Consider the following 23,079-nt stretch of genomic DNA (forward strand, 5'->3'; position numbering starts at 1 on the left):
TAGTTTTGTCTACATGAACAGCAAAAATAGCATATTATTACTTGATCCAGGTTTCGATGAGCACCATCCTGAAAACTGCAGTCTGCTCATCAGGCTGACGGCCGACAGTCTATCTTATGCTATTGTTGACGAAGAGGCTGGCAAACTTATAGCGCTGTATGATGAGCAGGAGTGTCAGGAAACGGACCTCAGGCTGGCAGATTTGCTGGAAAAAGACGAAAAACTTAAACTGGCCTTCAAAGAAACCCGTGTCTCCGTTCATACCCCAAATACCATCTCCGTGCCCGATGAGCTGTATAGCCAGCATGAGGCAGAGGCCTTTACGAAGTTCTTTCCGGAACAGCCTGGCAGGAGACTTTACACCCGGCCCGCCTCGGCATTTGGCTTTACCACCGTGTATGCCTTACCTCCACTGGCTGAACGTGTACTAGACCGTATTCCTGGTGGCAGCATGGCGTACGACCATTTGAGTCCGCTGCTGGCCCTGGTGCAAAAACAGCGCGATGAGCAGTTTATAATGCTCGATTTTACTGCCGGGTCCTTTTACGCCAGCTTTGTTAAGGGCGGCCAACTCATCTTCCAGGGCGGTTTTGAAATTGCGAACAGCGAAGAGTTCAATTACTATCTGCTGTTGCTCCGGCAGCAGCTGGCGGTCGGCACCAATGCCACGGTTTACCTTAGCGGTATCATCAACGACGACGACGCTAACCATCAGTGCTTAAGAAAATACTTTGACACGATCACATTCCAAGCGGCCGAGCATGGCGAGCTCGACCTGGAGCTACTGCTGGACATGCCTTTACATTATTATACCAGCCTGCTGGCGCTCCGGTTATGCGAATCATAGGTGGTAAATTAAAGGGACTGCGTTTCAATGCCCCGGGCAACCTGCCGGTAAGGCCAACGACCGATATGGCTAAAGAAGCGCTTTTCAACATCCTGTACAACGACTACGATTTTGAAGCATGCAAAGTGCTCGATCTGTTTTGCGGCACCGGCAATATCAGCATAGAATTCGCATCCAGGGGTGCGGCATATGTCAGGGCGGTCGATAAACACCCGGGCTGTGTGAACTGGGTAAAGTCGGTCGCAACTCAGCACGAACTTCAACAAATCAGCGTGGAGAAGGCAGATGTGTTTAAGTTTATCCAAAACCATAGCGACAGCTATCAGATCATTTTTGCCGATCCGCCATACGACCTTCCCAGCATCCCTGACATTCCTGAACTGGTGTTACAGCGAGGCCTGCTGGCCGAAAACGGGACCTTAATTGTAGAACATCCCTCTTTCCTGAAGCTGGCAGGTAAACCCGGCTACAGTGAAACACGGAAATACGGCAACTCATCCTTCAGCTTCTTTACCTCAGAGATATGAAAACTGCACTTTTCCCTGGCTCCTTCGATCCGATCACCATCGCGCATGTCGACATCCTAAAGCGGGCTTTGCCTTTGTTCGACAAGATCGTGATCGGCATAGGCCTCAACAGTTCAAAACAGGGCTTTCTACCTGCCGCAACAAGAAAAGACATTGTGGACAGCGTTTTTTCCGCATATCCGGGTGTAGAGGTACAGCTTTATGAGGGGCTCACCGTCGATTTCTGCCGGAAGATTAAAGCGCAGTACATGGTCAGGGGCATCCGCTCGGTGGCCGATTTCGAGTATGAAAAAGCCATTGCGCACATCAATCAAACCATGATGCCCGAGGTGGAGACCATCCTGCTGTTAAGCAAACCGGAATATTCCTCGGTAAGCTCAACGATCGTCCGTGATATCCTGCGTAACAATGGCGACGTAAGCATGTTCCTCCCGCCAGAGGCCTTACCTTTCCTCTAAGCACCGTTACAAGCGGCTTATACCAGCAATCCAGCTTCGTCCAGAACCTGCTTTATAGAAGGATACGTGTTCTTCAGCACCGGCTTCAGTTCAAGCCTGTCGAGCCATACCGCTTTGGTGATGTCTTCTTCCAGCTGAGGGGTAAGCTCCGGTTCGCCCTTAACTGTCATGGCGTACCAGTTTGTCTTTTTCAGCACCGGCTTGCCGTGCAACGAATACACATGATAGGTCTTACAGATCTTACCGTCGTTGCTGGCTATGGTTACGCCGCACTCCTCCTCCACTTCACGTACCGCAGCATGCTTCATTTTTTCCCCTTTTTCGGTCTTACCCTTAGGCAAATCCCACTTCTTGTGGCGGAAAATAAACAGATAATCATCGTTGCCGTTCCTGACCAGTCCGCCCGCCGCCTTAATCAGTTCCATGCCTTTTCTGATCTTTTTAAACACGGCTTTAGGATCAGGGCTCAGCAAAACATATTCGGCCCCAGAGAGCTTGTTTACATTTTTATAGAATGTTGGGAAATCAAAATCCTGTATGTCAAGTTGTTGTATTTTCGCCGAATGCGCTGGCATCAAATCTGTTATAAACAGAGTATTATCGTTGATATAAATTCTGTAATTTTGGACCATGTATAATAAAAGTGATATTGAATTAAAGGTAGCTGAATTTTTATTACAAATTAAAGCAATAAAGTTACAACCTAATAATCCATTTACCTGGGCATCGGGTTGGAAATCGCCAATTTATTGTGACAACAGGATCACGCTTTCTCACCCCTCTGTAAGAACATACATCAGGCAGAAACTTAGCCAGCTTATACAGGAAGAGTTCGGTTCAGTAGATCTGATTGCGGGTGTAGCCACAGCGGGAATCCCTCAGGGCGCACTGGTAGCCCAGGAACTGGGATTGCCTTTTGCCTATGTAAGGGCTAAAGCCAAAGAACATGGTACCGGCAGCTTAATTGAAGGAGAGATCATTGAAGGACAGCGTGTTGTGGTTATTGAAGACCTCATCTCTACCGGAAAGAGCAGTCTGCAGGCGGTTGAAGCACTGCGAAACGCCGGACTATCGGTAGCCGGACTGGTTGCCATCTTTACCTACGGCTTTGACCAGGCTGATGAGAACTTCAAAGAAGCGAAATGCCGCTACGCTACCTTGTCGAATTACAATGCACTGATTGAATACGCCGCAGAACATAGCTTCATTGGTACCAATGAAGTGGACCTGCTGACCAAATGGCGTCGTAACCCCGCAACCTGGGGCAAAGAAGAAGAACAACAATTAAGTTAATAAAGCCTATGACCATTATAGAAAGTACCACCGACATCAACAAGCCGGTTAGCACGGTTTACGCGTTCCTGTCCGACATGAATAACCACAAACAGCTGATGCCGGAGAATATTTACAATTGGTCATCTACGAAAGACGAGGCTAGTTTTACCATCCAAAACATGGCGAAGCTTGCCATCCGCATCACCAGCCGCATAGAAAACAAGGAACTGATCGCGCTGCCTACGGAGAAACCTCCCTTTGACGTGGAACTGAAATGGACAGTTACCGAAAATGGCAATGGCGGAACGCTGGCCAAGTTAACCATTGCGGCCGATCTGAACATGATGATGAAAATGCTGGCTTCAGGTCCGCTGCAAAAGCTTACCGATCACCAAACAAGCCAGCTGAAAGCTACCCTCGACGCTCCATCTGCCTCATAACAAAGAAGAAACCCGCCGCCGCCAGCAACAGCGTAATGGAAGTACCCCACCACAGGACTTCAAAGCCATACGCGGCAGCGATACCAGTACCGATAAGCGGTGAGCCTATATGACCCAGCGAAAACGATAATGCGTTGAGCGCCATATAAGCTCCACGCTTTTTTACGGACGACCGTTTTAAGGTCACCGTAGCCATAAAAGGCATTGCCAAAATCTCAGCGATACAAAGCACAAACATGGAGAAATAAAGCACAGGCACGCCCTTCACCAGGTTAAGGATAAGGAAAGACAGGGCACAGAGCACGGTTCCGGCAACAATAACTGTCCTGGCGCTGAACCTGCGCTCGGCAATGTGCACCATTAGCATTTCCAAAGAAAACACCACCACCCCGCTAAAGGCCAGAATGATCCCGATCTCCTTTTCGGAAAGGCTATACACCTCGCGATAGTATAAGGGCAATGTATTGAGCAGTTGTAAAAAGCAGACGGCAAACACGCAGCACAGGAGACTGAACAACAGGTAAGGAACATCGCGGTAAGGCGACCTGTCCGGCATCAAATCACCTTTGGCCTCCTCTGCTTCTCGCTTTTTTGAAGAAGCGCTACCCTTCAGGTTTCTGAAATAAACGAAGAACAGCAAGGCAGAACTGAAAGCCGCAATTGCATTGCCATAAAACAGAAAGCTGTACGAAATAGCCGCAAGGAAACCGCCCAGCGCCGGACCAATAGAAAAACCCAGGTTCATCGCCATCCTGTTGAGCGAAAAGGAGCGCACCACATTTTCCGGTCGCGCGTAATAAGCCACAGCCACCGAGTTGGCAGGCCGGAAAGTCTCGGAAAACAGACTTAGCGTAAAAATTCCCAAAGCAAGAGACAGCACGGTCTCCAGCTGAGGCAGCACGATGAACATCGGAACAGTGAGGCACAGGCTGATCAGTTGAACACGGAAATGACCCGCCTTGTCGGTAAGCCAGCCACCAAAAAAATTCCCCGTAACCGCACCCAAACCAAAGCAACTCAATACAATACCCGCATCGCGTAAATTGAAACGGAGATGGTTTACCATGTATAAACCCAGAAATGGCACCACCATCGCGCCCGTCCTGTTGATCAGCATGACGAGTGTCAGCATCCAGGAAGCGGCAGACAACCCACGATAGGCGTCCAGGTACAATTTCACAAGTTCTTTCATTGGGTATATCTTCGGGCCTGCAAATATAGCTAAATAAAAAAGCACAGCGGCCACCCGGCCAGCTGTGCTTCATGCAGGCTTTATCGCCTGTACCCTACCTAACCGTATCTTGTTTTATCGCGGCATACTCTTGCGTGGCGATCATCATTTCCGGCGCTTTGCGGATGGTTTTTTGCGCTACAAGGTTGTCCAGTTTAACATTCTTCATATTGCCCGCTACCAGGGTGTGCTGACCGGCAGTACCGCTCATCTTCAACACTGCGTCTTCTTTCACTACAGTATACAGATCGCCGGTGATCGCGCTTACTTTAACCTTGGCATTCTGGCTTGCAAATACCTGCAAAAAGTCAACATTAATGTTATTGCTGCTCACCACCACCGCGCTTCCTGCAGCCTCAATGCGGTGCAGATCTTTTACCGCAACCCGGATAGTAACCTGCGAGCTCTCCATAGTGTTGATGTACAAGGTCTGTCCTTTGCTTAGCACCGATGTTTTATCCGGATTGAAAGTCTCGTCGACAAACACGCCTTCTTTTTCACTCTGGCTCAGGATGATCTTTACGTTTCCTGCTACCCATATTTTGTTAAAACTACGGGCAGTGTTGATGCTGTGTGTCGTGTTGGCCGCAAAAGTGGTAGCCATCGAAGAGGCACTTACCATCAGGGTGAATAATCCGGCGAATAATGTTTTAGTAATTGTTTTCATGTCTTTATTGTTTAAATGTTTTTCCGTTATTTTTGTAGTTAAGACGACGGGCACATCGAAACGTTTCAGCCATTTTTTGCGGAATATACCATTGCAATGGAGTTGCCGACCAACGCCCGGATTTTCTCGACCAACGCCCGTAACATGAAGGCCCTTTGAACCTCCCTGATTGAATGCTGGCTCACACTTCGTTCACACCTTGTTCACAATTAAGTCACAATAGGGTACCTTTTTGTGAAGGAAATGTGTCTGATGTGTGTTTAATGTGAGCGAATGCCGCCAGCAAGGCCGCCACTTGACAGGGACCAGAACCAGCCATAAAGTCAGCCAAAACCGTATTAAACCGACATTTTTTCCGAAAACACACAGAAAACCTGCATGGCATTTCCTTTGTTTAACCCTTGCCATGAACTTCAATAATTTCACAATTAAAGCACAGGAAGCCGTTCAACAGGCTTCTGAAATAGCCCAGGGCAATCAGCAACAGGCTATTGAGACGGCACACCTGTTAAAGGGTTTGCTTACTGTTGATGAGAACGTGGTTTCTTATGTATTGAAGAAACTGAATGTAAACCTTAATGTGGTCAACCAGCATCTGGACGCACAGATCCAGAAATTTCCGAAAGTGACGGGCAGCGGACCATACCTCACCTCGGGCAGCAACTCGGCGCTGCAGAAGGCGCAGACTTTCTTAAAGGAGTTTAAAGATGAGTTCGTGTCGGTGGAGCACCTGCTGCTGGGCTTGTTTGCCGTAAACGACAATACTTCCAAAATACTTAAAGATCAGGGCGTTAATGAAAAAGACCTGAAAGCGGCCATTACGGCGCTTCGGGGCGATAGCCGGGTGACCGACCAGAACGCTGAGGCTACCTATAACGCATTGAGTAAATATGCGCGCAACCTGAACGAATTTGCCGAGTCGGGTAAACTGGACCCGGTGATCGGTCGCGATGAGGAGATCAGGCGCGTGATCCAGATTCTTTCCAGACGCACCAAGAACAACCCAATCCTGATCGGTGAGCCGGGTGTAGGTAAAACGGCTATTGCGGAGGGTATCGCCTTCAGGATCATTAAAGGCGATGTTCCGACAAACCTGAAAAGCAAGGTGGTGTACTCGCTGGATATGGGCGCGCTGATTGCCGGGGCCAAGTATAAGGGTGAGTTTGAAGAGCGATTGAAAGCCGTGGTTAAGGAGGTAACGCAGAGCGACGGGGAGATCATCCTGTTTATCGACGAGATACATACCCTTGTTGGTGCCGGAGGTGGTGAAGGGGCTATGGATGCGGCCAATATCTTAAAGCCTGCCCTGGCGCGCGGCGAACTAAGGGCCATTGGTGCCACTACGCTCGATGAATACCAGAAATATCTGGAAAAAGACAAAGCGCTTGAACGCCGTTTCCAGAAAGTGATGGTAGACGAGCCGGATACCCAGGACGCGATCTCTATTTTAAGGGGACTGAAAGAGCGTTATGAAACCCACCATAAGGTACGTATAAAAGACGAGGCCATTATTGCCGCCGTAGAGATGTCGCAGCGCTATATTGCCGACCGCTTTTTGCCGGATAAGGCGATTGACCTGATGGATGAGGCGGCTTCTAAACTTCGCCTGGAAATGGACAGCGTGCCGGAAAAGGTGGACGAACTGAACCGCCGCATCATGCAGCTGGAGATTGAACGCGAGGCCATTAAGCGGGAAAACGATAAGAATAAAGTGCAATCGCTTACCGAAGAAATCGCTAACCTATCGGCCGAACGTGACGAGATCAAAGCGAAATGGCAGGGCGAAAAGGATATGGTCGACAACATCAATACCGAGCTGGAGCAGATCGAAAACTTTAAACTAGAAGCTGAACAGGCAGAGCGGGCGGGCGACTACGGTAAAGTTGCCGAGCTTCGCTATGGCAAGATCAAGGCCTCGCAGGATAAGGTAGACCAGCTCAAAGCGGAACTGGAAGCCTTGCAGAAAGAAAGCCGCATGCTGAAAGAAGAAGTAACCGCCGATGATATTGCGGGTGTGGTTGGGCGGTGGACAGGCATTCCAGTGACCAAGCTTGTTTCCAGCGAACGCGAGAAACTGCTGAACCTCGAAAATGAACTGCACAAACGTGTGGCTGGTCAGCACGAGGCCATAGAGGCCATATCTGATGCCATACGACGTTCTAGAGCGGGCTTGCAGGACAAGCGCAAACCTATCGGCTCGTTTATTTTCCTGGGTACTACGGGTGTGGGTAAAACCGAGCTGGCGAAAGCACTGGCTGAGTTCCTGTTCAACGACGAGAATGCGATGACCAGGATAGATATGAGCGAGTACCAGGAGCGTCATGCGGTGTCCCGCTTAATTGGGGCGCCTCCGGGATATGTTGGCTACGACGAAGGTGGCCAGCTTACTGAGGCCGTACGCCGCAAGCCTTACTCAGTGGTGCTGCTCGATGAGATAGAAAAGGCACATCCGGATGTGTTCAACATCCTGCTGCAGGTGCTCGACGACGGGCGGCTTACGGATAACAAGGGCCGGGTGGTGAACTTCAAAAACACGATCATCATTATGACGTCCAACATCGGTTCGCACCTCATCCAGGAGAACTTTAAATCGCTCGACGAGGAAAATCACGATGCGGTGCTGGCCAAGACCAAGAATGAGCTCTTTGAGTTACTGAAACAGACCATCAGGCCGGAATTCCTGAACAGGATAGACGAGCTGATCATGTTTACGCCGCTCAACAGGACCGAGCTGCGAGACATTGTAGCGCTGCAGTTCAGGCAGGTACAGGATACCCTGGCAGAAATGGGCATAAGCCTGGAGGCTTCCAACGAGGCGCTCGACTGGCTGGCAGAACTGGGCTACGATCCGCAGTTTGGTGCGCGTCCGCTGAAGCGGGTGATCCAGAAACGCATCCTGAACGAGCTTTCCAAAGAGATCCTTGCCGGGACGGTAAACAAGGACAGCAAGATCAAACTCGACATGTTCGATCATAAGTTTGTGTTCCTTAACACAGAAGAACCGGAGCACATGGCGTAATGCCATGAGCTCCGGCTCCTTTAATGCTTTATGGTGGGTAAAATATTCTGTTTAAGCTTTTAAAGAAATACCTAAATAAACTTGATTCGCTAAGAACTTTTTCCCGCTTCGTTTGTTATAGAGGCATATCACGTACTTTATCATGAAAATTGCTTATATATCGACCTACCCGCCGCGCGAATGTGGCATTGCAACCTTCAACAATAACCTCTTAAAAGCTATAGGCCAATATAAAAACACTGTTTCGGAAGACAGCTTTGTGGTCGCCATGAACGACAGCGACAACCTTAATGAATACGAATATCCATCTGAAGTTAAATATGTAATTCGTCAGGAAAACCAGAAGGATTACATCCGGGCGGCCGATTTCATCAATACCGGTCTGGCCGATGTATGTATACTTGAACATGAATACGGCATCTTCGGCGGTGAGAACGGGGTGTATATCCTGCCCTTCATTGCGCGCTTGCAAAAGCCGCTGATCACGATCTTCCATACTGTGTTGAAAGATCCGGATTATATGCAGCTGACCGTTCTCCGGGAAATTGCACGGCACTCTTCGCGCATCGTGGTGATGAGTCACAGAGCAGTGGGCTTCCTGACCAGCATTTACGGGATTCCTTTCGATAAAATACAGCTGATTGAGCATGGTGTGCCTGATCTTGAACCTAAGGCCAACAACCCGGTCAAAAACCTGATTGCCTTTAAAGACCGGAAAGTGCTGTTCACTTTTGGTCTGCTAAGCCGGAATAAGGGACTGGAAACGGTTATCGAGGCGCTGCCTAAAATAGTGGAAAAGAACCCTGATGTGATGTATGTGGTTCTGGGCGCAACGCACCCCGGGGTTATCCGGAGTTCGGGTGAAGAGTATCGCGACAGCCTGAAACGTCTGGCCCGTAAATTAAATGTAGAAAACAACATCACTTTTATCAATAAGTTTGTCTCAGAGGAGGACCTGCACGACTACCTGACGGCATGCGACATGTACATCACGCCTTACCTGAATGAGGCGCAAATCACCAGCGGAACGCTTTCGTATGCCGTAGGTGCTGGTGCCGCTGTAGTGTCCACACCGTACTGGCATGCCCAGGAACTGCTGGCCGATCATCGCGGAAGGCTGTTCGATTTTAAAGATGCGGACGGACTGGCCAATATTGTGAATGAGCTGTTTGCCGACCGGGAAAAACTGCAGCAGATGAAAGCTGATGCTTTTGAATATGGCCTGCATATCCGCTGGCCGCGCATCGGCGAAGTGTTTGTAGATGTGCTGGATGAGGCGATCGACAAGTTCCTCTCGGAGCGTGAGAACGGCGGCAAGCCGATCATCGATCCGGATATGATGCCGGCTTTTAGTCTGGCGCATATTCAGCGGCTTACCGACGACACCGGTATTGTACAGCATGCGAAATACGGCATTCCCAACCTCAAAGAGGGGTATTGCCTCGACGATAATGCACGGGCGCTGATCTTAACGATCCTGGCCTACCAGCAGAACAAGAGCCGCGCAGCGCTCGACCTGCTACCGATCTACCTCAGCTACATTCAGTATATGCAGTGCGATGATGGCAACTTCAGGAACTTCCTGAGCTTTAAGCGGGAATACCTTGATGAGGTGGGTTCAGAAGATTCTTTTGGCCGTACGATATGGGCCCTGGGCTATTTGATCAATAATGCGCCCAACAATTCCTATCGTGAGTTTGCCTCAGAACTGTTCCTGAAATCGGTACCTCACTTTAAAAACCTGGTACACCTGCGCGGTATTGCCAATACCATGATCGGGTTGATGCACTTTTTGAAGTCGCACCCCTACGACGGCCATATCCGCGAGCAGATAGACCAGTTGGCGGTACCTCTGAAAAATGCGTATAAGAACAATAAACAGGGCCATTGGCACTGGTTTGAGGAGAAGCTGACCTACGATAATGCCATCCTGCCGCTTGCGCTGCTGTGTCATTATGAGGTTACGGAAGATAAGGAGTCGATGGACATTGCCCTGGAAAGCATGGAGTACCTGACCCAGAAAACGCTGATCAACGGTTACCTGAACCCGGTTGGAAACGATGGCTGGCTGTACAGGGACAATGGCGAAATGGCGATATACGACCAGCAGGCCATTGAAACCATGGCCATGGTGCTGATGTATTTCAAGGCCTACGAGATTACGCACGATCTGGCTTATATCAAGCAGATGTATCTGTCTTATCAGTGGTTCCTGGGTGAGAATAGTCTGCACCTGCCCCTATACGATCACGAAACCAAGGGTTGCGGCGACGGTTTACAGCCTCATGGCATCAACCGTAATCAGGGTGCAGAGAGTACCCTGGCTTACTGGATATCGCACCTCACTGTGCTTAAGGCACTGGAGTTCGAATACGAGTTTATTCAGAGCAGCGACCTGGTTGCTGCACAGAAGCAGGCCTTTTAACCCAGCGGCACATGAAGATAGCTGTGCTGGCGCCGGTAGCGTGGCGCACCCCGCCACGCCACTATGGTCCATGGGAACAAATGGCCTCCAACCTCACCGAGGGACTCGCTGCGAAGGGTTTAGACGTTACCCTATTTGCCACAGGCGATTCACTTACCCAAGGCCGGCTTGAGGCCGTGGTGCCTGTAGGATATGAAGAAGATCCTGAAACAGATGCAAAAGTGGCCGAATGCCTGCACATCAGCAACCTGATGGAGCAGGCTTCTGACTTTGATCTGATCCATAATCATTTTGACTTCCTGCCCCTCACCTATTCGGGACTGATTAAGACGCCGCTCATCACGACGATCCATGGTTTCTCTTCGGAAAAGATCATTCCGGTGTACCAGAAGTATAACAACAGGGGACATTATGTGTCGATCAGCAATTCTGACCGGCATGCTTCGCTGCATTACCTGGCTACGGTATATAACGGCCTGCAGTCGGAACAGTTTACCTTCCGGCCCGATCCGGATGAGTATCTGCTGTTTTTCGGACGCATCCATCCTGATAAGGGTACAGCCGAGGCTATCGAGATTGCACGGAAAAGCGGTCGACAACTCATCATAGCGGGCATTGTTCAGGATGCGGGCTATTTTAAGGAGAAGGTGGAACCGCAGCTCGACGATCAGATCGTTTTTATCGGTTCGGCCGGCCCGGAAAAGCGGAATGAACTGCTCGGCCATGCGGCTGCCCTGTTGCACCCTATAAACTTCGATGAGCCATTTGGACTCAGTGTAGCGGAGGCCATGTTTTGCGGAACGCCCGTTGTAGCCTTTAACCGGGGCTCTATGCCTGAGCTGATTCGCGACAGGGAGACCGGCTTCCTGGTACGGGATGCAGATGAGGCCGGGGCATGTATTGCCGACTTATCGCGAATCGACAGACAGGCCTGCCGCGACTGGGCTATGGACAATTTCTCCCAACAAAAAATGGTAGAAGACTATATCGCCCTCTACCATCAGATTCTTTAAATTTTATAAGCTTTTCCTGCCCGTATTATAATGCGGAGTGCTTTAACTTTTCGAGCAGCACGTCGAGTTTAACCCCGGCAAACGATGAGCAGTAATCGGACAATCCGTAAGGGATGATCAATTCACCGTTGTGGATGATCGCCCCGCAGGAATATAATACGTTTGGTACATAGCCCTCACGCTCGTCATTGTTAGGAATAACCAAAGGCTCACGCAGGCGCCCTATTTCGATAGACGGATCGTTCAGGTCGAACAGACTTGCACCCAGACAATAGCGGCGCATTGGTCCGACGCCATGCGTAATCACAAGCCAGCCGGCTTCCGTTTCTATAGGTGAACCGCAGTTACCGATCTGGATAAACTCCCAGGAGAACTTAGGCTCCTGCAGTTTAACCGGGTTGTCCCACACGGTGAGCTTGTCGGAATACATGAGATAATTATTGCAGCCGTCGATACGCGACATCATGACGTATTTACCATTGATCTTCCTCGGAAACAGTGCCAGGTTCTTGTTCTGCGCACCTACACCGTGCAGGGGACTGATCTTGAAATCGTAAAAGTCGGTCGTTTGCAGCAGCTTAGGCATAATCATCGCTCCGTCGAACGCCGTATAAGTGGCGTAGTAAATCACGGAACCATCATCCTTGATAAAGCGCACAAAGCGGGCATCTTCTATACCTTTGCGCTCAAATTCGGAGATCGGGAAGATGACACGGTCGGAGATATCGGTATCCCTTGAGAAACTGATCTCATGATAGGTGTCCGACAGCCACAGGATCTTGTCGTATTCGAGCTTACGAACATCGTTTTCATTCAGGTTCTTACCATCGAGGATAATCTTCCTAAGCGTGGCATAATCAAACTTGTCTTCCAGCTTCTGCCCTACCTCATCGAGTATTTCAATATCAATCTTGGAGTCGGCCGCCTTTTTAAGGAATAGCCTCTTATTGTACACGGCATTCTTGATAACCTCCGCTTCGTCGATATAATTCCCGGCAGGGATCACCGTAATGTTGTGATTGCGGTCGATAAGCGCACGCCGGAAGATCACAGAAGAGATATGTCCTTCCCCAACGGCACGGAAACTGATGATTACACGCTTTTCACCTTCTACCAGGTCCGACTGATCAGGATCTTCTACCACAGAAGGGTTAAAGAAAGCGGCCGATTCGATCGAATATTCGTGGGTAAAATAGGAACCGAGAAGCAGCTTGCGGTCTTTGTCGATATCATCAAAATCGAAACCTGCCTCCGCAATAGCGTTCTTGACCCGCTTGCAGTGCCTGGTAAGGATCTTGGTAATGTTTCTATGCCGCTTGGAATACTCCTGAAGCAGGGGCGATATAAGCCCGAACACTTCCTGGTCGGTAAGCTGCATGACGCGTTTAACAACATCTATTGCACGTTCCTGTCCGTTAAAAAAGAACCGGGCAATAACGCGTTTGGGATCTGGATATACTTTTACTGGTTTACGTTCAATTTGAATTCTCATAGGGTATAAACGAATATGCTAACGTTTTTGTTCTATCTCCCGGTCCATCTCTGTAATATTCACCTGGCTGGCCGACGAGAAATCGCCTATCAGGTATTTGTTGAAATGATCGGCCAGTTTCCAGAAGGTATATTCGGTAAGATCGCCGAAGGCATGGCGCTGTCCGGGTACAATAACGAATTCAAAACGCTTGCCGGCTTTCATCAGTGCATTGGCCACCCTGATGGTATTTGCGGGGTGTACATTGTTATCGATGTCGCCGGTCATAAGCAGCAGGTGGCCCTTCAGGTTTTTGGCCAGGTCAGGGTTTTTGTCGATGCTGTATTTGAAGGTAGTATCGCCCTTGGCGGTAACAACCTCAGTTACCCCATGGTGCTTTTCGCTCCACCATCTGTTATAAATACTGTTGTCGTGATTGCCCGCATTGGAAACCGCAGCCTTGAAGAAGTCGGGGTACACCAGCATGGCGGCGGTAGACATGAACCCGCCTCCGGAATGCCCGGTAATGCCCACACGTGTGCCGTCGATGAATTTATGGCGGTCGGCCAACTGCTCAACAGCCGCTTTCTTATCGGCCAAACCATAATCCCTCAGGTTGCCGTAGCCATAGGTATGGTAACGCTTAGACCTGGCCGGGTTACCTCCCCTGTTGCCTACCGTGATCACGATATACCCAAACTGCGCCAGGCGGTCGGTACGATCCATACTCTTGCTGAATGACTTGTTCACAGCCTCGGTCTGCGGACCCGGGTATACATACTCGATGATGGGATATTTCTTATTCGGATCGAAATCGAAGGGCTTGTACATTACCCCGTATATATCCGTGATGCCGTCGTCGGCCTTCACTTTAAACGGCTCGGGAAACTTGTAACCGGTCTGCATCAGCAGGGAGAGGTCGGCCGTTTCCAGGTCCATGATGCGGCGACCGTTATTGTCCATCAGGACGGTCTTAGGCACGGTATTGACCCTCGAGAAATTGTTGACGAAGAACCTGTTGCTATCGTCCATACTTACCGCGTGGTCGAAGTCGCCCGGGTTAAGCAGTTTCATGCCTGAGCCATCGAAATTGATGCGGTACAGGTGGTAGTAGTAAGGGTCTTCGTTGGGCTCTCGACCGTTGGCCATGAAGTACAGCACACGGTTTTTCTCATCGATATTGACGATGCTCTCGCAATGGAAAGCGCCTTTGGTGATCTGGTTTTTAAGTTTGCCGTTCCCGTCGTACAGGTAGAAATGTGCCCAGCCGTCGCGCTCCGACCAGTGGATGACTTCGTTACCGCCGTTTACAAGACCCGGGCGGTTCACTTCCACATAGGTGTTAAACCGTTCTTCGATTAGCGGGGTTACAGTGCCTGTGTTGATGTCGACCGTGCAGATGTCGATCCGCTTCAAATCACGGCTTGTTCTTGAAAAGTAGATCTTCCTGTTCGTTCCCAGCCAGAGCGAAGGGCGAAACTCATTGTCGCGGTCCTTATTGAGCAAAGGCGCGCTCCAAACACTTACGCTCTGATCCTTGAAGGCAGCGGTGTTCAGCATTTTACCCGTTTTGGCTGCAAAGTCGAACAACCAGATCTCATCTCTTGGTGCTTCGGCCTCGCCCGGCATCTGGTATTTGTAGGTTTCTAAGGTTGGCCTGCCTGGGGCAACGTTATTAATGACCCAAAGATCTTTTACCTTGCGGGAATCTGTGCGGTTCATCACAAAGTATTTGGCGTCGGGCGACCACAGCACGTAGGCCCTGCGGCGCTTCTTGTCGTTCTTTACAACCTCCTCGTTATTCTCGCCGTCGCCGTTACTGCCGTAGGGATAGAACTTCAAACCATCTTTGGTCAGCTGATGCTCTACAATAGTGCTGTCGTCTTCATTTTTGACTGCCTTTTTGTAGTTCTCCTTATCCATCCAGTAGAGGTTGTAGTTGCGGGTGAAGATAATCGCAGAAGAATCCGGCGCTACGGAGCCCCAGGAGGGTTTCGCCTTAGGCTTGGTGTAATTGGGTATTTCGGTCAGCCTGGCAGTGGCGATATCGTAATTGAAATAGAAGATTTTCTTCTGCATGGAGTCGGCCGCCTTTTTATCTTTCCGGTCCTTTTTCAACTCATCAATGGTGCTCCTTACCTCAAAGCTGATCTGCTTCTCGTCTTCCGAGAACTTCAGGTTCTCCAGCGGGAGGTGCAGGGCGTCAAACGGGTCGCGAATGATCGCAGTGATCTCGGCGGCCAGTTTGGCATTATCGAACAGTTTCTGCTTTCTGCGTGCTGCCGGGTCTACAATGTACCAGTGCTTGCCCGACGGTGTTTCGTACTCGTACCAGAAGCGCGTGCTCCGCTTCAACCAATGTGGGTCTACAGCGGTAGAATACACAAGTTTGCGGAGTTTGTTGGGTGAAAAACGGGAAGCAAGCTGGTAATTTGCCTTTGGAACAGGTGCCTCCGTTTCGGTGATCGTAAAGGTTTTGGTTTGTGCGGCGGCAGTAAAGCCTATGCTCATACCCATTAAAATGAGCAGGTAGGATTTCTTCATTTGTTTAGTAAAAATTGATTGACTAAATTATCGAATATTACATTTCAAGCTGATCTTTATTTGTAATAAAAATGATAGTTTTGCGCGTAAACAATCACCGATGAAACACAAACTTTTAATGCTGCTTGCGGCAACTGCAATCTTAACTGCGGGATGCCAGTCTAAATCTCAAACCAGCTCCGGGGCCGCTCAGGAACAGACTGCTGAAGGGGAAGCAAAACAAGATTCTGTTGCGACGCCGGCGGGTACTGACCAACCTAACGCAGCCAATATTGATATAGAAAAAATTAAGGTTGCAGACCCGGCGACCATCCTCGCGCGCAAACAGGTGCCCATTTTATGTTACCACCAGGTACGTAACTGGCGGCCTACCGACGGCAAGGTTGGAAAGGATTATATCGTTGAGGTGCAGAACTTCAAAGATCAGATCAAGATGCTGGCCGACAGCGGGTACCAGTCTATCCTTCCCGATCAGTTGTATGCCTACCTAAATACCGGTGCGCCCCTGCCTGAAAAGCCGATCATGTTTACGTTTGATGATACCGACCTGGATCAGTTTACCGTGGCTGCACCAACACTAAAGAAATATGGCTTTAAGGCGGTGTATTTCATCATGACGGTAACCATAGGCAAGAAAGGGAAGTTTGTGCACTATATGGACAGCGATCAGATCAAGCAATTGTCGGACGAGGGCAATGTGATCGGCAGCCATACCTACGACCATAAGAACTTCAAGAAATATGCGGGTAAGGACTGGGAGGAACAGTTGGACAAGCCAACCAAGCGCCTGGAAGAGATCACCGGCAAGAAAATTTACACCTTCGCCTATCCTTTCGGACTGTGGAATGCGGAAGGTATTCCGGAGCTGAAGAAACGTGGATTTAAGATGGCTTTCTCACTGGCTGATAAACGCGACCAGAAGGATCCGTTGTTCACCATCAGAAGGATCATCGCCAGCGGTTACTGGAGCCCTAAAACCCTGCACAACAGCATTAAGAACAGCTTTTAATTTCGTAGCTTCTGCCATTGAAAGCCAGGTGATCGCCTGGCTTTTTTTGCATCAGCGCGGCGCCAATGGGCGATACCGGTGACACGGCGAAGATGCTATGCCCCGCAGCGTTAAGCTGACCTGCACTGATGCTGATGTAAAACAGACCGTTACTGGTTTCTACCAAACTGCCATGCCTGACGGCCTCTGCTGCAGCCGGGCCCGGCGTTAGCGACGAAAGGATGCGCTGCTGTTCTTCTGCATCCATAAGCAGGCGCTTGTTGCGGTCAATTTCCTGCTGCATCATTTCGCGGCTGGTCTCATATTTATCGCCCGCGCTGCTCTTGGTATCGTCGTTGCTCGATTCACGGGCCTGGTTAAGCGCCGTTCGCGCAGTTTCGATCCTTTGCGCAACAAAATCCAGGCAGGCCTGATAAGCCGCTTGTTTTATGATCTCTGCCTGTTCCATTATTCCTCCACCCATGTGATTTTTTCGGCGATCGGTCTCCGCGCGGCTGTTCTTTCCGGTTCGTTATGATAGCCCAGGTAAAACAGACCGTAGCACTTTTCGTTAGCACCGAGGCTAAGGAAATCGCGCAGTTGTTCGATGGTACCCGGCGAACTCCAATACCCCCCTACTTTCAGGGCTTCGGCAGTAAGCGCCATATTTTGTACCGCACAGGCAAGCGCTGCCAGCTCTTCCCACTCAGGTACTTTATCGGAATGCAGTTGCAGGTTGAGCGCAATGATGGCACTGGCCTGGTCTGCCTTCTCGGTAATGCTGTCGTACTTTTTCTGCAGAAACTGATGTGCGGGCGTGGTTTCACGATAAAGCCGGGCCATCTCTTCGCCCAGACGGGCTTTCCCTTCTTTGCGGTAAACGGTGAACCGCCAGGGCTCTGTAAGTTTGTGTGTTGGCGCATAATTGGCGCTTTCCAGGATCTGTTGAATTACCTCTGCGGGTACTTCTTCCCTGGTATAACTCACCGGAAAAATGCTTCTGCGACGTCTGATCACGTCGGAAACAACTTCTATTTCAGTTTTCATTTGATCTTCTTTAGTTGCAGCCTCACTTGTTTGGCCCTTGCAAAGAACGCTATACTTTCGATGTCGGTCAAATAGTCTATTGTTTCCATAAGGTCATCTTTGATCCAGCGATAGCGTGGCGCCAGGTTGGCCAGCGCCTGCATGCAGTGTACTTTACTGGCAACGAGCACTTCCGGCGTAACGAGCCTTGTGAAAAGCACATCGATGACGGGTTCAAAGTCGGTCGTTTCTACCAGCTCCCGGTAAAGAGGGTGTGCATTTTTGGCGGTCAGAAGCGCCACCATCTTGGTATAATGCCGCATGGCGGAATGGTTTTGCTGCTCCGCAAGGTGTTCAAGCAGGGTTTTAACATGCGGGGCAAAGCGTTCAGGCTCATGAACCATGAGGTATTCCAGCATCCATGCCGCCCGGAAAGCAATCTCTTTCCGCTTGTGAAAACTGATGTCGAAGAGGTAGGGAATACTCACCTCCTGATCTTTGAGTACCGCCGTACAATGCGCCACCAAATGGGTCTTGTCGGCCGTATCCAGTAATGCTATTAAACTCTGCCTGTCCAAATCGGGAAACCTTAGACCCAAACTTAGTTATAAAATATGATTACCTTTGCAGCTTATTTTTTCAGCAATATGATTTCAGTATCCAATTTATCCCTCCGCTACGGAAAGCGAACTTTATTTGAAGATGTTAACGTTAAGTTTACCCAGGGCAACTGCTACGGCGTTATCGGTGCTAACGGTGCGGGTAAGTCGACCTTCCTGAAGATCCTTTCGGGCGAGGTAAGTCCGACTACCGGAAGCGTAGCCTTTACTCCCGGCGAACGTATGGCTGTATTGAAGCAGAACCACTACGAGTTTGACGAGTATCCGGTGATCGAAACCGTGATGATGGGCCATAAGGAACTGTACGACATCATGAAAGAAAAGGATGCGATCTATCTGAAAGAGGATTTTACGGATAAAGACGGCGAGCGTGCCGGCGAACTGGAGAACAGGTTTGCCGAGATGGACGGATGGAACATGGAGAGCAATGCGGCAACGATGCTGAGCAACCTGGGTATTAAGGAAGAACATCACTATAAGCAGTTAAAGGAACTGGATGGTAACCAGAAAGTGCGTGTGCTCCTGGCCCAGGCGCTATTTGGCGATCCGGATATCCTTTTGCTGGATGAGCCGACCAACGACCTTGACATTGAGACAATTGCATGGCTGGAGAACTTCCTGGCCGACTATCAGAATATCGTTCTTGTGGTATCGCACGACAGGCACTTCCTGGATGCGGTCTGTACGCATATTGTCGATATCGATTTCAGCAAACTGAACATCTATTCGGGTAATTACAGCTTCTGGTATGAATCCAGCCAGCTTGCCCTGAAACAGCGCAGCGACCAGAACAAGAAACTGGAAGAAAAAGTAAAAGAACTTCAGGAGTTTATTCAGCGGTTCAGTGCGAATGCCTCGAAATCGCGGCAGGCGACTTCCCGTAAAAAGGCGCTGGATAAGATCGATATTTCAGAGATCAAGGCTTCGAGCCGTAAGTACCCGGCTATCCTGTTCAACAACACAGGCCGTGAGGCAGGTGATCAGATATTGCAGGTAGAAAAACTTTCCTGCACACTGAACGGCGAGGTGATGTTTAAGGATGTGACCTTTATGGTGAACAAGGGCGACAAGATTGCGATACTGTCGCAAAACAGCCTGGCAACGACTGCTTTCTACAATGTGCTTACCGGTCGCGAGCCCAACTACAGCGGGGAGTTTAAGTTTGGCGTTACCATCAACGTGGCCGACATCCCGAACGATAACTCACAGTACTTTGAAGGCAAGGATGAAAACCTGGTGGATTGGCTGCGTGAATACTCTGGTACCGATCAGGATGAACAGTTTGTCCGCAGTTTCCTTGGCAGAATGCTGTTTTCAGGCGAAGAAGTACTGAAAAACGTGAAAGTACTTTCGGGAGGCGAGAAGATGCGCTGCATGTTCTCCCAGATGATGCTGAAGCAGGCCAACCTGCTGCTGTTTGACGAGCCGACCAACCACCTGGACCTGGAGTCGATCACGGCGCTGAACAATGGCATGAAGGACTTCCGTGGAACGATCCTGTTTACTTCCCGGGATCATGCGCTTACGGAGTCGGTAGCTACACGCATCATTGAGATTACTCCAAAAGGAACGATCGACAAAATGATGTCTTACGACGAATACATCAGCAGCGAAGCGATAGCTGAACAACGCAGACAGATGTACAGCTAAGCTTAGGAGTTTGCTTATATAAGAAAGCGGGACATCTTTTCAGGTGTCCCGCTTTTTTAATGATAACGCAGTGGCTTTGGTATCTAGTCGTGATCGTGACCATCTTCTTCTACAGGATGGCACTCGAACTTAAGGTCCAGATCGTTTGCACCGGCATATTTGGTTGCAAAGTTCGGATCGTTCCAATTGGCCGCCGTGATATTCGCCTTAACACCAGGGTTAAGATGACGAAGTACATAACGGAACACAAAAGATTTATCGGTGTGACTGTTTACCGTAAGGTATCCGGTTACCCCAACATTTAGATTTGGCTCGTGGTCTTTCTGGTCGCCGTATACATACGTAAACACACCTTCCGGCGCGCCTAATATGAAGGCCTGGTGAATATCCGGCTTATCCAGGAATTCCTGCTGCATTTCCCTGCCTGCAAAGTCGTATGCTTTCAATGTCACCTTGTATGTAGCGCCCTCATGCAAATGAAGGTGGGTACCTACCGGCGGCAAACCGTTGGCATCGAATGTGATCGTTTCAGCTTCCGCCCCTGGGATCGGGTTGTAATGAAAATGATCGTCATGTGCTTCTCGTTCCACTTCTACAAAAACCAGTTCCGCTTTACCGATCTCTTCTTCAGGAATCTCGGGCTTAGGGTCCTTCTTACATGCCTGGAAAGAAATTGCAACGAGCGTAACCATTGCTGCTAGTGTGTATTGACGTAACTTGTTCATAATATTTATTTTAATAAGTGATTGATTCAATGTTTTGTTTTCTAAAATTTATACCCGATTCTCAGTGTGATGTTCCTACCCATATCGTGGGTATAGTAACGATACCGGTTCATGTAATCTTTGTAAAGCGTGTTAAACAGATTCTCCGCGCTCAGATGGATCCCCAATTCCTGCGCTCCCAGTTTGAAGACTGAACCCGCGCTGGCTTCAAACAAATGATAAGCAGCAGGCGGAGCAGCAAAGTCGCTTCCCAGCTCATAGCGCCTCTGGCGGTCCACAAAGGTGTGTCCGATCTCAATATAAGGCTCCTGCAGCCTGCCGGTCGCCGGCTCAAAACGCAGCGACTGCGTTAACCTTCCCGAGGGGATATACGGCAGATAGCTGTCATTGCTCTGGTCCCTTGCATTCACCAGGGAAGCGTTCAACTGATAGCTGAGCTGTGGAAAAAACTGGTAGGTTCCCGAAAGATCGGCGCCCACAAAAGTTGCGTTTGTTTGACCGTACCGGAATATAGGATAAGTGCCGCTGACGGTCTGACGGAAACTGCCATCGGGACGGGAATAAATATAGTTCCGGATGTACTGGGCATACAGGTCGAGATTAAAATTCAGCTTCCCGCTGAAATGCCTGATGCCCGTTACCCACTTATATCCCTGCTCCGACTGTATATCTGCATCGCCGATCTCATAGATGCCCGCGCCATGGTGGAGGCCAGCGCTAAAGAGCTCGTTGGCCGTTGGTGCCCTCCAGGCAAGCCCGGCATTGCTGCCCAGGTGCCAGGAGTTGCTGATCTTCCAGAGCGCCCCTACTGATCCGGTGACATTATGAAACTGGCTCAGTCCACCGTAATACTCTTCCTCCACCTCACCGTCTGGTCCGCCATACGTATACCTGAAACCTGCCGCATCAAAACGCTTGTAGTCGTACCGCAGCCCGGCCTCCAGCTCATACCCGGGCTTCACCAATCGCTGTATGGCAAATAAACCTCCAGTAAAGCTGTCATAGTTCGGAATAAAGGTATTGGCGAGGGTACCTGGAATATTGGTGTTGACTTGCGCAAGGCCGTTGAAGCCAAGGATACGGCGACTGCCGGATCCGGCTGATTTTGTCTCCAGTACAGCATCAAAGGAATGGGTATTCAGCACCAGATCGGTGATTGGCAATGCTTCCCGGTTTCCTCGTCTAAAATCAAACTCCTGACGGGCATTACGCTGAAACCCATAAGTAAGGTCGAGCGTATGCGTCTTACTCAGGTCATAATGCGCCTTGACTTTCAACAGGTCGTGACCGATCTCCTGGCGCGGGGCCGAGATATCGTAGGTGAAATCATACAGCTGCTGTGGTCTGCCTGCAGCAATACGGCCTTCAATATCGGCTACAGTACTTGCGTGTGCCGCATAGAGGATGCCGAGGTCGGTGCTGAAACGGCTGTAATACAGCTCATACATGGAGTTGGCCGCACTATAGCCCAGCGCTGCGGAAAAGTTATATTCCCTGACACCGGTATTGCCCATGATGTACTCGGCCGTACGCATGTTACCTGCCCGCTTTAATGTGCCCTGAAGCCGCCATCCAAAGCCTGGAAGACTCGCCAGTCCGCCTGACAGCATACCTGATGCTGTGCCCGACCGGCCGTTGGAAGCGCCGATAAGATCGGCATTACCCTGCAGGACATTGGATACAGGCAATGCAGGAGGGTCAACCAACACAACGCCTCCAATGGCTTCGGCGCCATAGCGTACAGATTCTGCGCCTTTGATCACATGGATCCGCTCCGCGATCAGCGGGTCGATTTCGGGTGCATGCTCTGAACCCCATTGCTGGCCCTCCAGCCTGATGCCGTTGTTCAGGATAAGAATACGGTTGCTGTGCAATCCGTGTATGACCGGCTTAGATACGGTAGAGCCGCTTTTAAGCATGCTTACCCCGGCCACCTCTTTCAGTACCGTGGCGAGCGAGCCCCCCTTCGTCTCCTCAAGCTTTTTGCCCGACAGGCTGCTGGAGATGCTTGTACTGCTGATGGGGTTTTGCTGACCCTTGATGTGTACCTCGTGCAGGCGTACTGTGGTATCACGTTCCTGCCCGTACAGCAGGCTAACGCATAGTATAGTGGTGGTAATTGTAACAATTAACCCTTTTAACATCGTGAATTT

20 protein-coding genes are annotated in these 23,079 nt (G+C 49.9%); 10 read left to right on the top strand and 10 right to left on the bottom strand.

Annotated features, from left to right (window positions below):
• Positions 1-13 precede the first annotated feature (13 nt).
• Genes QEP07_RS06185 through coaD form a run of 3 tightly spaced genes read left to right on the top strand, consistent with a single transcriptional unit; the run spans position 14 to position 1,832 of the window.
• On the top strand, positions 14-847 hold the full coding sequence (locus tag QEP07_RS06185; protein ID WP_285009093.1) for a DUF3822 family protein: 834 nt from the start codon (positions 14-16) through the stop codon (positions 845-847).
• Entirely contained in the window at positions 835-1,374 is a 540-nt protein-coding gene (locus QEP07_RS06190; RefSeq protein ID WP_285009094.1) for an RsmD family RNA methyltransferase, read from the top strand. The genes QEP07_RS06185 and QEP07_RS06190 overlap by 13 nt, the downstream gene beginning before the upstream one ends.
• On the top strand, positions 1,371-1,832 hold the full coding sequence (gene coaD / locus QEP07_RS06195) for a pantetheine-phosphate adenylyltransferase (protein WP_256004382.1): 462 nt from the start codon (positions 1,371-1,373) through the stop codon (positions 1,830-1,832). Before QEP07_RS06190 ends, coaD begins: the two co-directional genes overlap by 4 nt.
• Positions 1,833-1,849: 17 nt before the next feature.
• On the opposite strand, the gene QEP07_RS06200 is transcribed toward coaD, so the two are convergent.
• Entirely contained in the window at positions 1,850-2,407 is a 558-nt protein-coding gene (locus tag QEP07_RS06200) for an NUDIX hydrolase (protein WP_256004381.1), read from the bottom strand.
• 55 nt (positions 2,408-2,462) lie between these two features.
• On the opposite strand from QEP07_RS06200, the gene pyrE reads away from it, so the two are divergent.
• Positions 2,463-3,125, top strand: a complete 663-nt coding sequence (gene pyrE, locus QEP07_RS06205; RefSeq protein WP_285009095.1) for an orotate phosphoribosyltransferase — start codon at positions 2,463-2,465, stop codon at positions 3,123-3,125.
• 8 nt (positions 3,126-3,133) lie between these two features.
• Positions 3,134-3,547 carry an SRPBCC family protein gene (locus QEP07_RS06210; RefSeq protein ID WP_285009096.1) on the top strand — a complete coding sequence of 138 codons (414 nt, stop codon included), beginning with the start codon at positions 3,134-3,136 and terminating at the stop codon, positions 3,545-3,547.
• On the opposite strand, the gene QEP07_RS06215 is transcribed toward QEP07_RS06210, so the two are convergent.
• Both QEP07_RS06215 and QEP07_RS06220 read right to left on the bottom strand, forming a co-directional pair.
• A complete protein-coding gene (locus QEP07_RS06215; RefSeq protein ID WP_285009097.1) occupies positions 3,519-4,739 on the bottom strand; it encodes an MFS transporter in 1,221 nt (406 codons plus the stop codon). The two genes, QEP07_RS06210 and QEP07_RS06215, sit on opposite strands and share 29 nt — an antisense overlap.
• 94 nt (positions 4,740-4,833) lie before the next feature.
• The gene (locus tag QEP07_RS06220; RefSeq protein ID WP_256004376.1) at positions 4,834-5,445 is read right to left on the bottom strand and encodes a GIN domain-containing protein; all 612 of its coding nucleotides are present in this window, start codon (positions 5,443-5,445) and stop codon (positions 4,834-4,836) included.
• 406 nt (positions 5,446-5,851) lie between these two features.
• Between QEP07_RS06220 and clpB the strand changes: the two genes are divergently transcribed.
• The 3 genes from clpB to QEP07_RS06235 all read left to right on the top strand — a co-directional run bounded on the left by clpB (position 5,852) and on the right by QEP07_RS06235 (position 11,902).
• Positions 5,852-8,464 carry an ATP-dependent chaperone ClpB gene (clpB, locus tag QEP07_RS06225; RefSeq protein ID WP_285009098.1) on the top strand — a complete coding sequence of 871 codons (2,613 nt, stop codon included), beginning with the start codon at positions 5,852-5,854 and terminating at the stop codon, positions 8,462-8,464.
• A 142-nt stretch (positions 8,465-8,606) separates the two neighbouring features.
• On the top strand, positions 8,607-10,889 hold the full coding sequence (locus tag QEP07_RS06230) for a glycosyltransferase family 4 protein (protein ID WP_256004374.1): 2,283 nt from the start codon (positions 8,607-8,609) through the stop codon (positions 10,887-10,889).
• Positions 10,890-10,900: 11 nt separating this feature from the next.
• Positions 10,901-11,902 carry a glycosyltransferase family 4 protein gene (locus QEP07_RS06235; RefSeq protein WP_285009099.1) on the top strand — a complete coding sequence of 334 codons (1,002 nt, stop codon included), beginning with the start codon at positions 10,901-10,903 and terminating at the stop codon, positions 11,900-11,902.
• 25 nt (positions 11,903-11,927) lie between these two features.
• Here QEP07_RS06235 and QEP07_RS06240 read toward each other — a convergent pair whose 3' ends face one another.
• Entirely contained in the window at positions 11,928-13,394 is a 1,467-nt protein-coding gene (locus QEP07_RS06240; protein ID WP_285009100.1) for a glycoside hydrolase family 130 protein, read from the bottom strand.
• 18 nt (positions 13,395-13,412) lie between these two features.
• Complete coding sequence (locus tag QEP07_RS06245; RefSeq protein ID WP_285009101.1) at positions 13,413-15,917, bottom strand: S9 family peptidase; 2,505 nt, start codon at positions 15,915-15,917, stop codon at positions 13,413-13,415.
• A 100-nt stretch (positions 15,918-16,017) separates the two neighbouring features.
• Between QEP07_RS06245 and QEP07_RS06250 the strand changes: the two genes are divergently transcribed.
• Complete coding sequence (locus QEP07_RS06250; RefSeq protein ID WP_285009102.1) at positions 16,018-16,926, top strand: polysaccharide deacetylase family protein; 909 nt, start codon at positions 16,018-16,020, stop codon at positions 16,924-16,926.
• Here the strand turns inward: QEP07_RS06250 and QEP07_RS06255 are convergent.
• From QEP07_RS06255 to QEP07_RS06265, 3 genes are read right to left on the bottom strand one after another with little or no spacing between them, the layout of a single operon-like run.
• Entirely contained in the window at positions 16,910-17,389 is a 480-nt protein-coding gene (locus tag QEP07_RS06255; protein WP_285009103.1) for a 3-oxoacyl-ACP synthase, read from the bottom strand. The two genes, QEP07_RS06250 and QEP07_RS06255, sit on opposite strands and share 17 nt — an antisense overlap.
• Positions 17,374-17,952: a nitroreductase family protein gene (locus QEP07_RS06260; protein ID WP_285009104.1), complete on the bottom strand. Its 579-nt coding sequence runs from the start codon at positions 17,950-17,952 to the stop codon at positions 17,374-17,376. The genes QEP07_RS06255 and QEP07_RS06260 overlap by 16 nt, the downstream gene beginning before the upstream one ends.
• Positions 17,949-18,509: a HEAT-like fold family protein gene (locus tag QEP07_RS06265; protein ID WP_285009105.1), complete on the bottom strand. Its 561-nt coding sequence runs from the start codon at positions 18,507-18,509 to the stop codon at positions 17,949-17,951. Before QEP07_RS06265 ends, QEP07_RS06260 begins: the two co-directional genes overlap by 4 nt.
• 69 nt (positions 18,510-18,578) lie before the next feature.
• Between QEP07_RS06265 and QEP07_RS06270 the strand changes: the two genes are divergently transcribed.
• On the top strand, positions 18,579-20,201 hold the full coding sequence (locus QEP07_RS06270) for an ABC-F family ATP-binding cassette domain-containing protein (RefSeq protein ID WP_256007061.1): 1,623 nt from the start codon (positions 18,579-18,581) through the stop codon (positions 20,199-20,201).
• Between the two features lie 83 nt (positions 20,202-20,284).
• Here QEP07_RS06270 and QEP07_RS06275 read toward each other — a convergent pair whose 3' ends face one another.
• Both QEP07_RS06275 and QEP07_RS06280 read right to left on the bottom strand, forming a co-directional pair.
• Positions 20,285-20,926 (bottom strand): hypothetical protein, encoded by a 642-nt coding sequence (locus QEP07_RS06275; protein WP_285009106.1) that lies wholly within the window; start codon positions 20,924-20,926, stop codon positions 20,285-20,287.
• A 41-nt stretch (positions 20,927-20,967) separates the two neighbouring features.
• Positions 20,968-23,070: a TonB-dependent receptor gene (locus tag QEP07_RS06280; protein WP_285009107.1), complete on the bottom strand. Its 2,103-nt coding sequence runs from the start codon at positions 23,068-23,070 to the stop codon at positions 20,968-20,970.
• Positions 23,071-23,079 lie beyond the last annotated feature (9 nt).

The sequence above is a fragment of the Pedobacter faecalis genome, from assembly GCF_030182585.1.
In the GTDB taxonomy this organism is placed as follows: Bacteria; Bacteroidota; Bacteroidia; order Sphingobacteriales; family Sphingobacteriaceae; genus Pedobacter; species Pedobacter faecalis.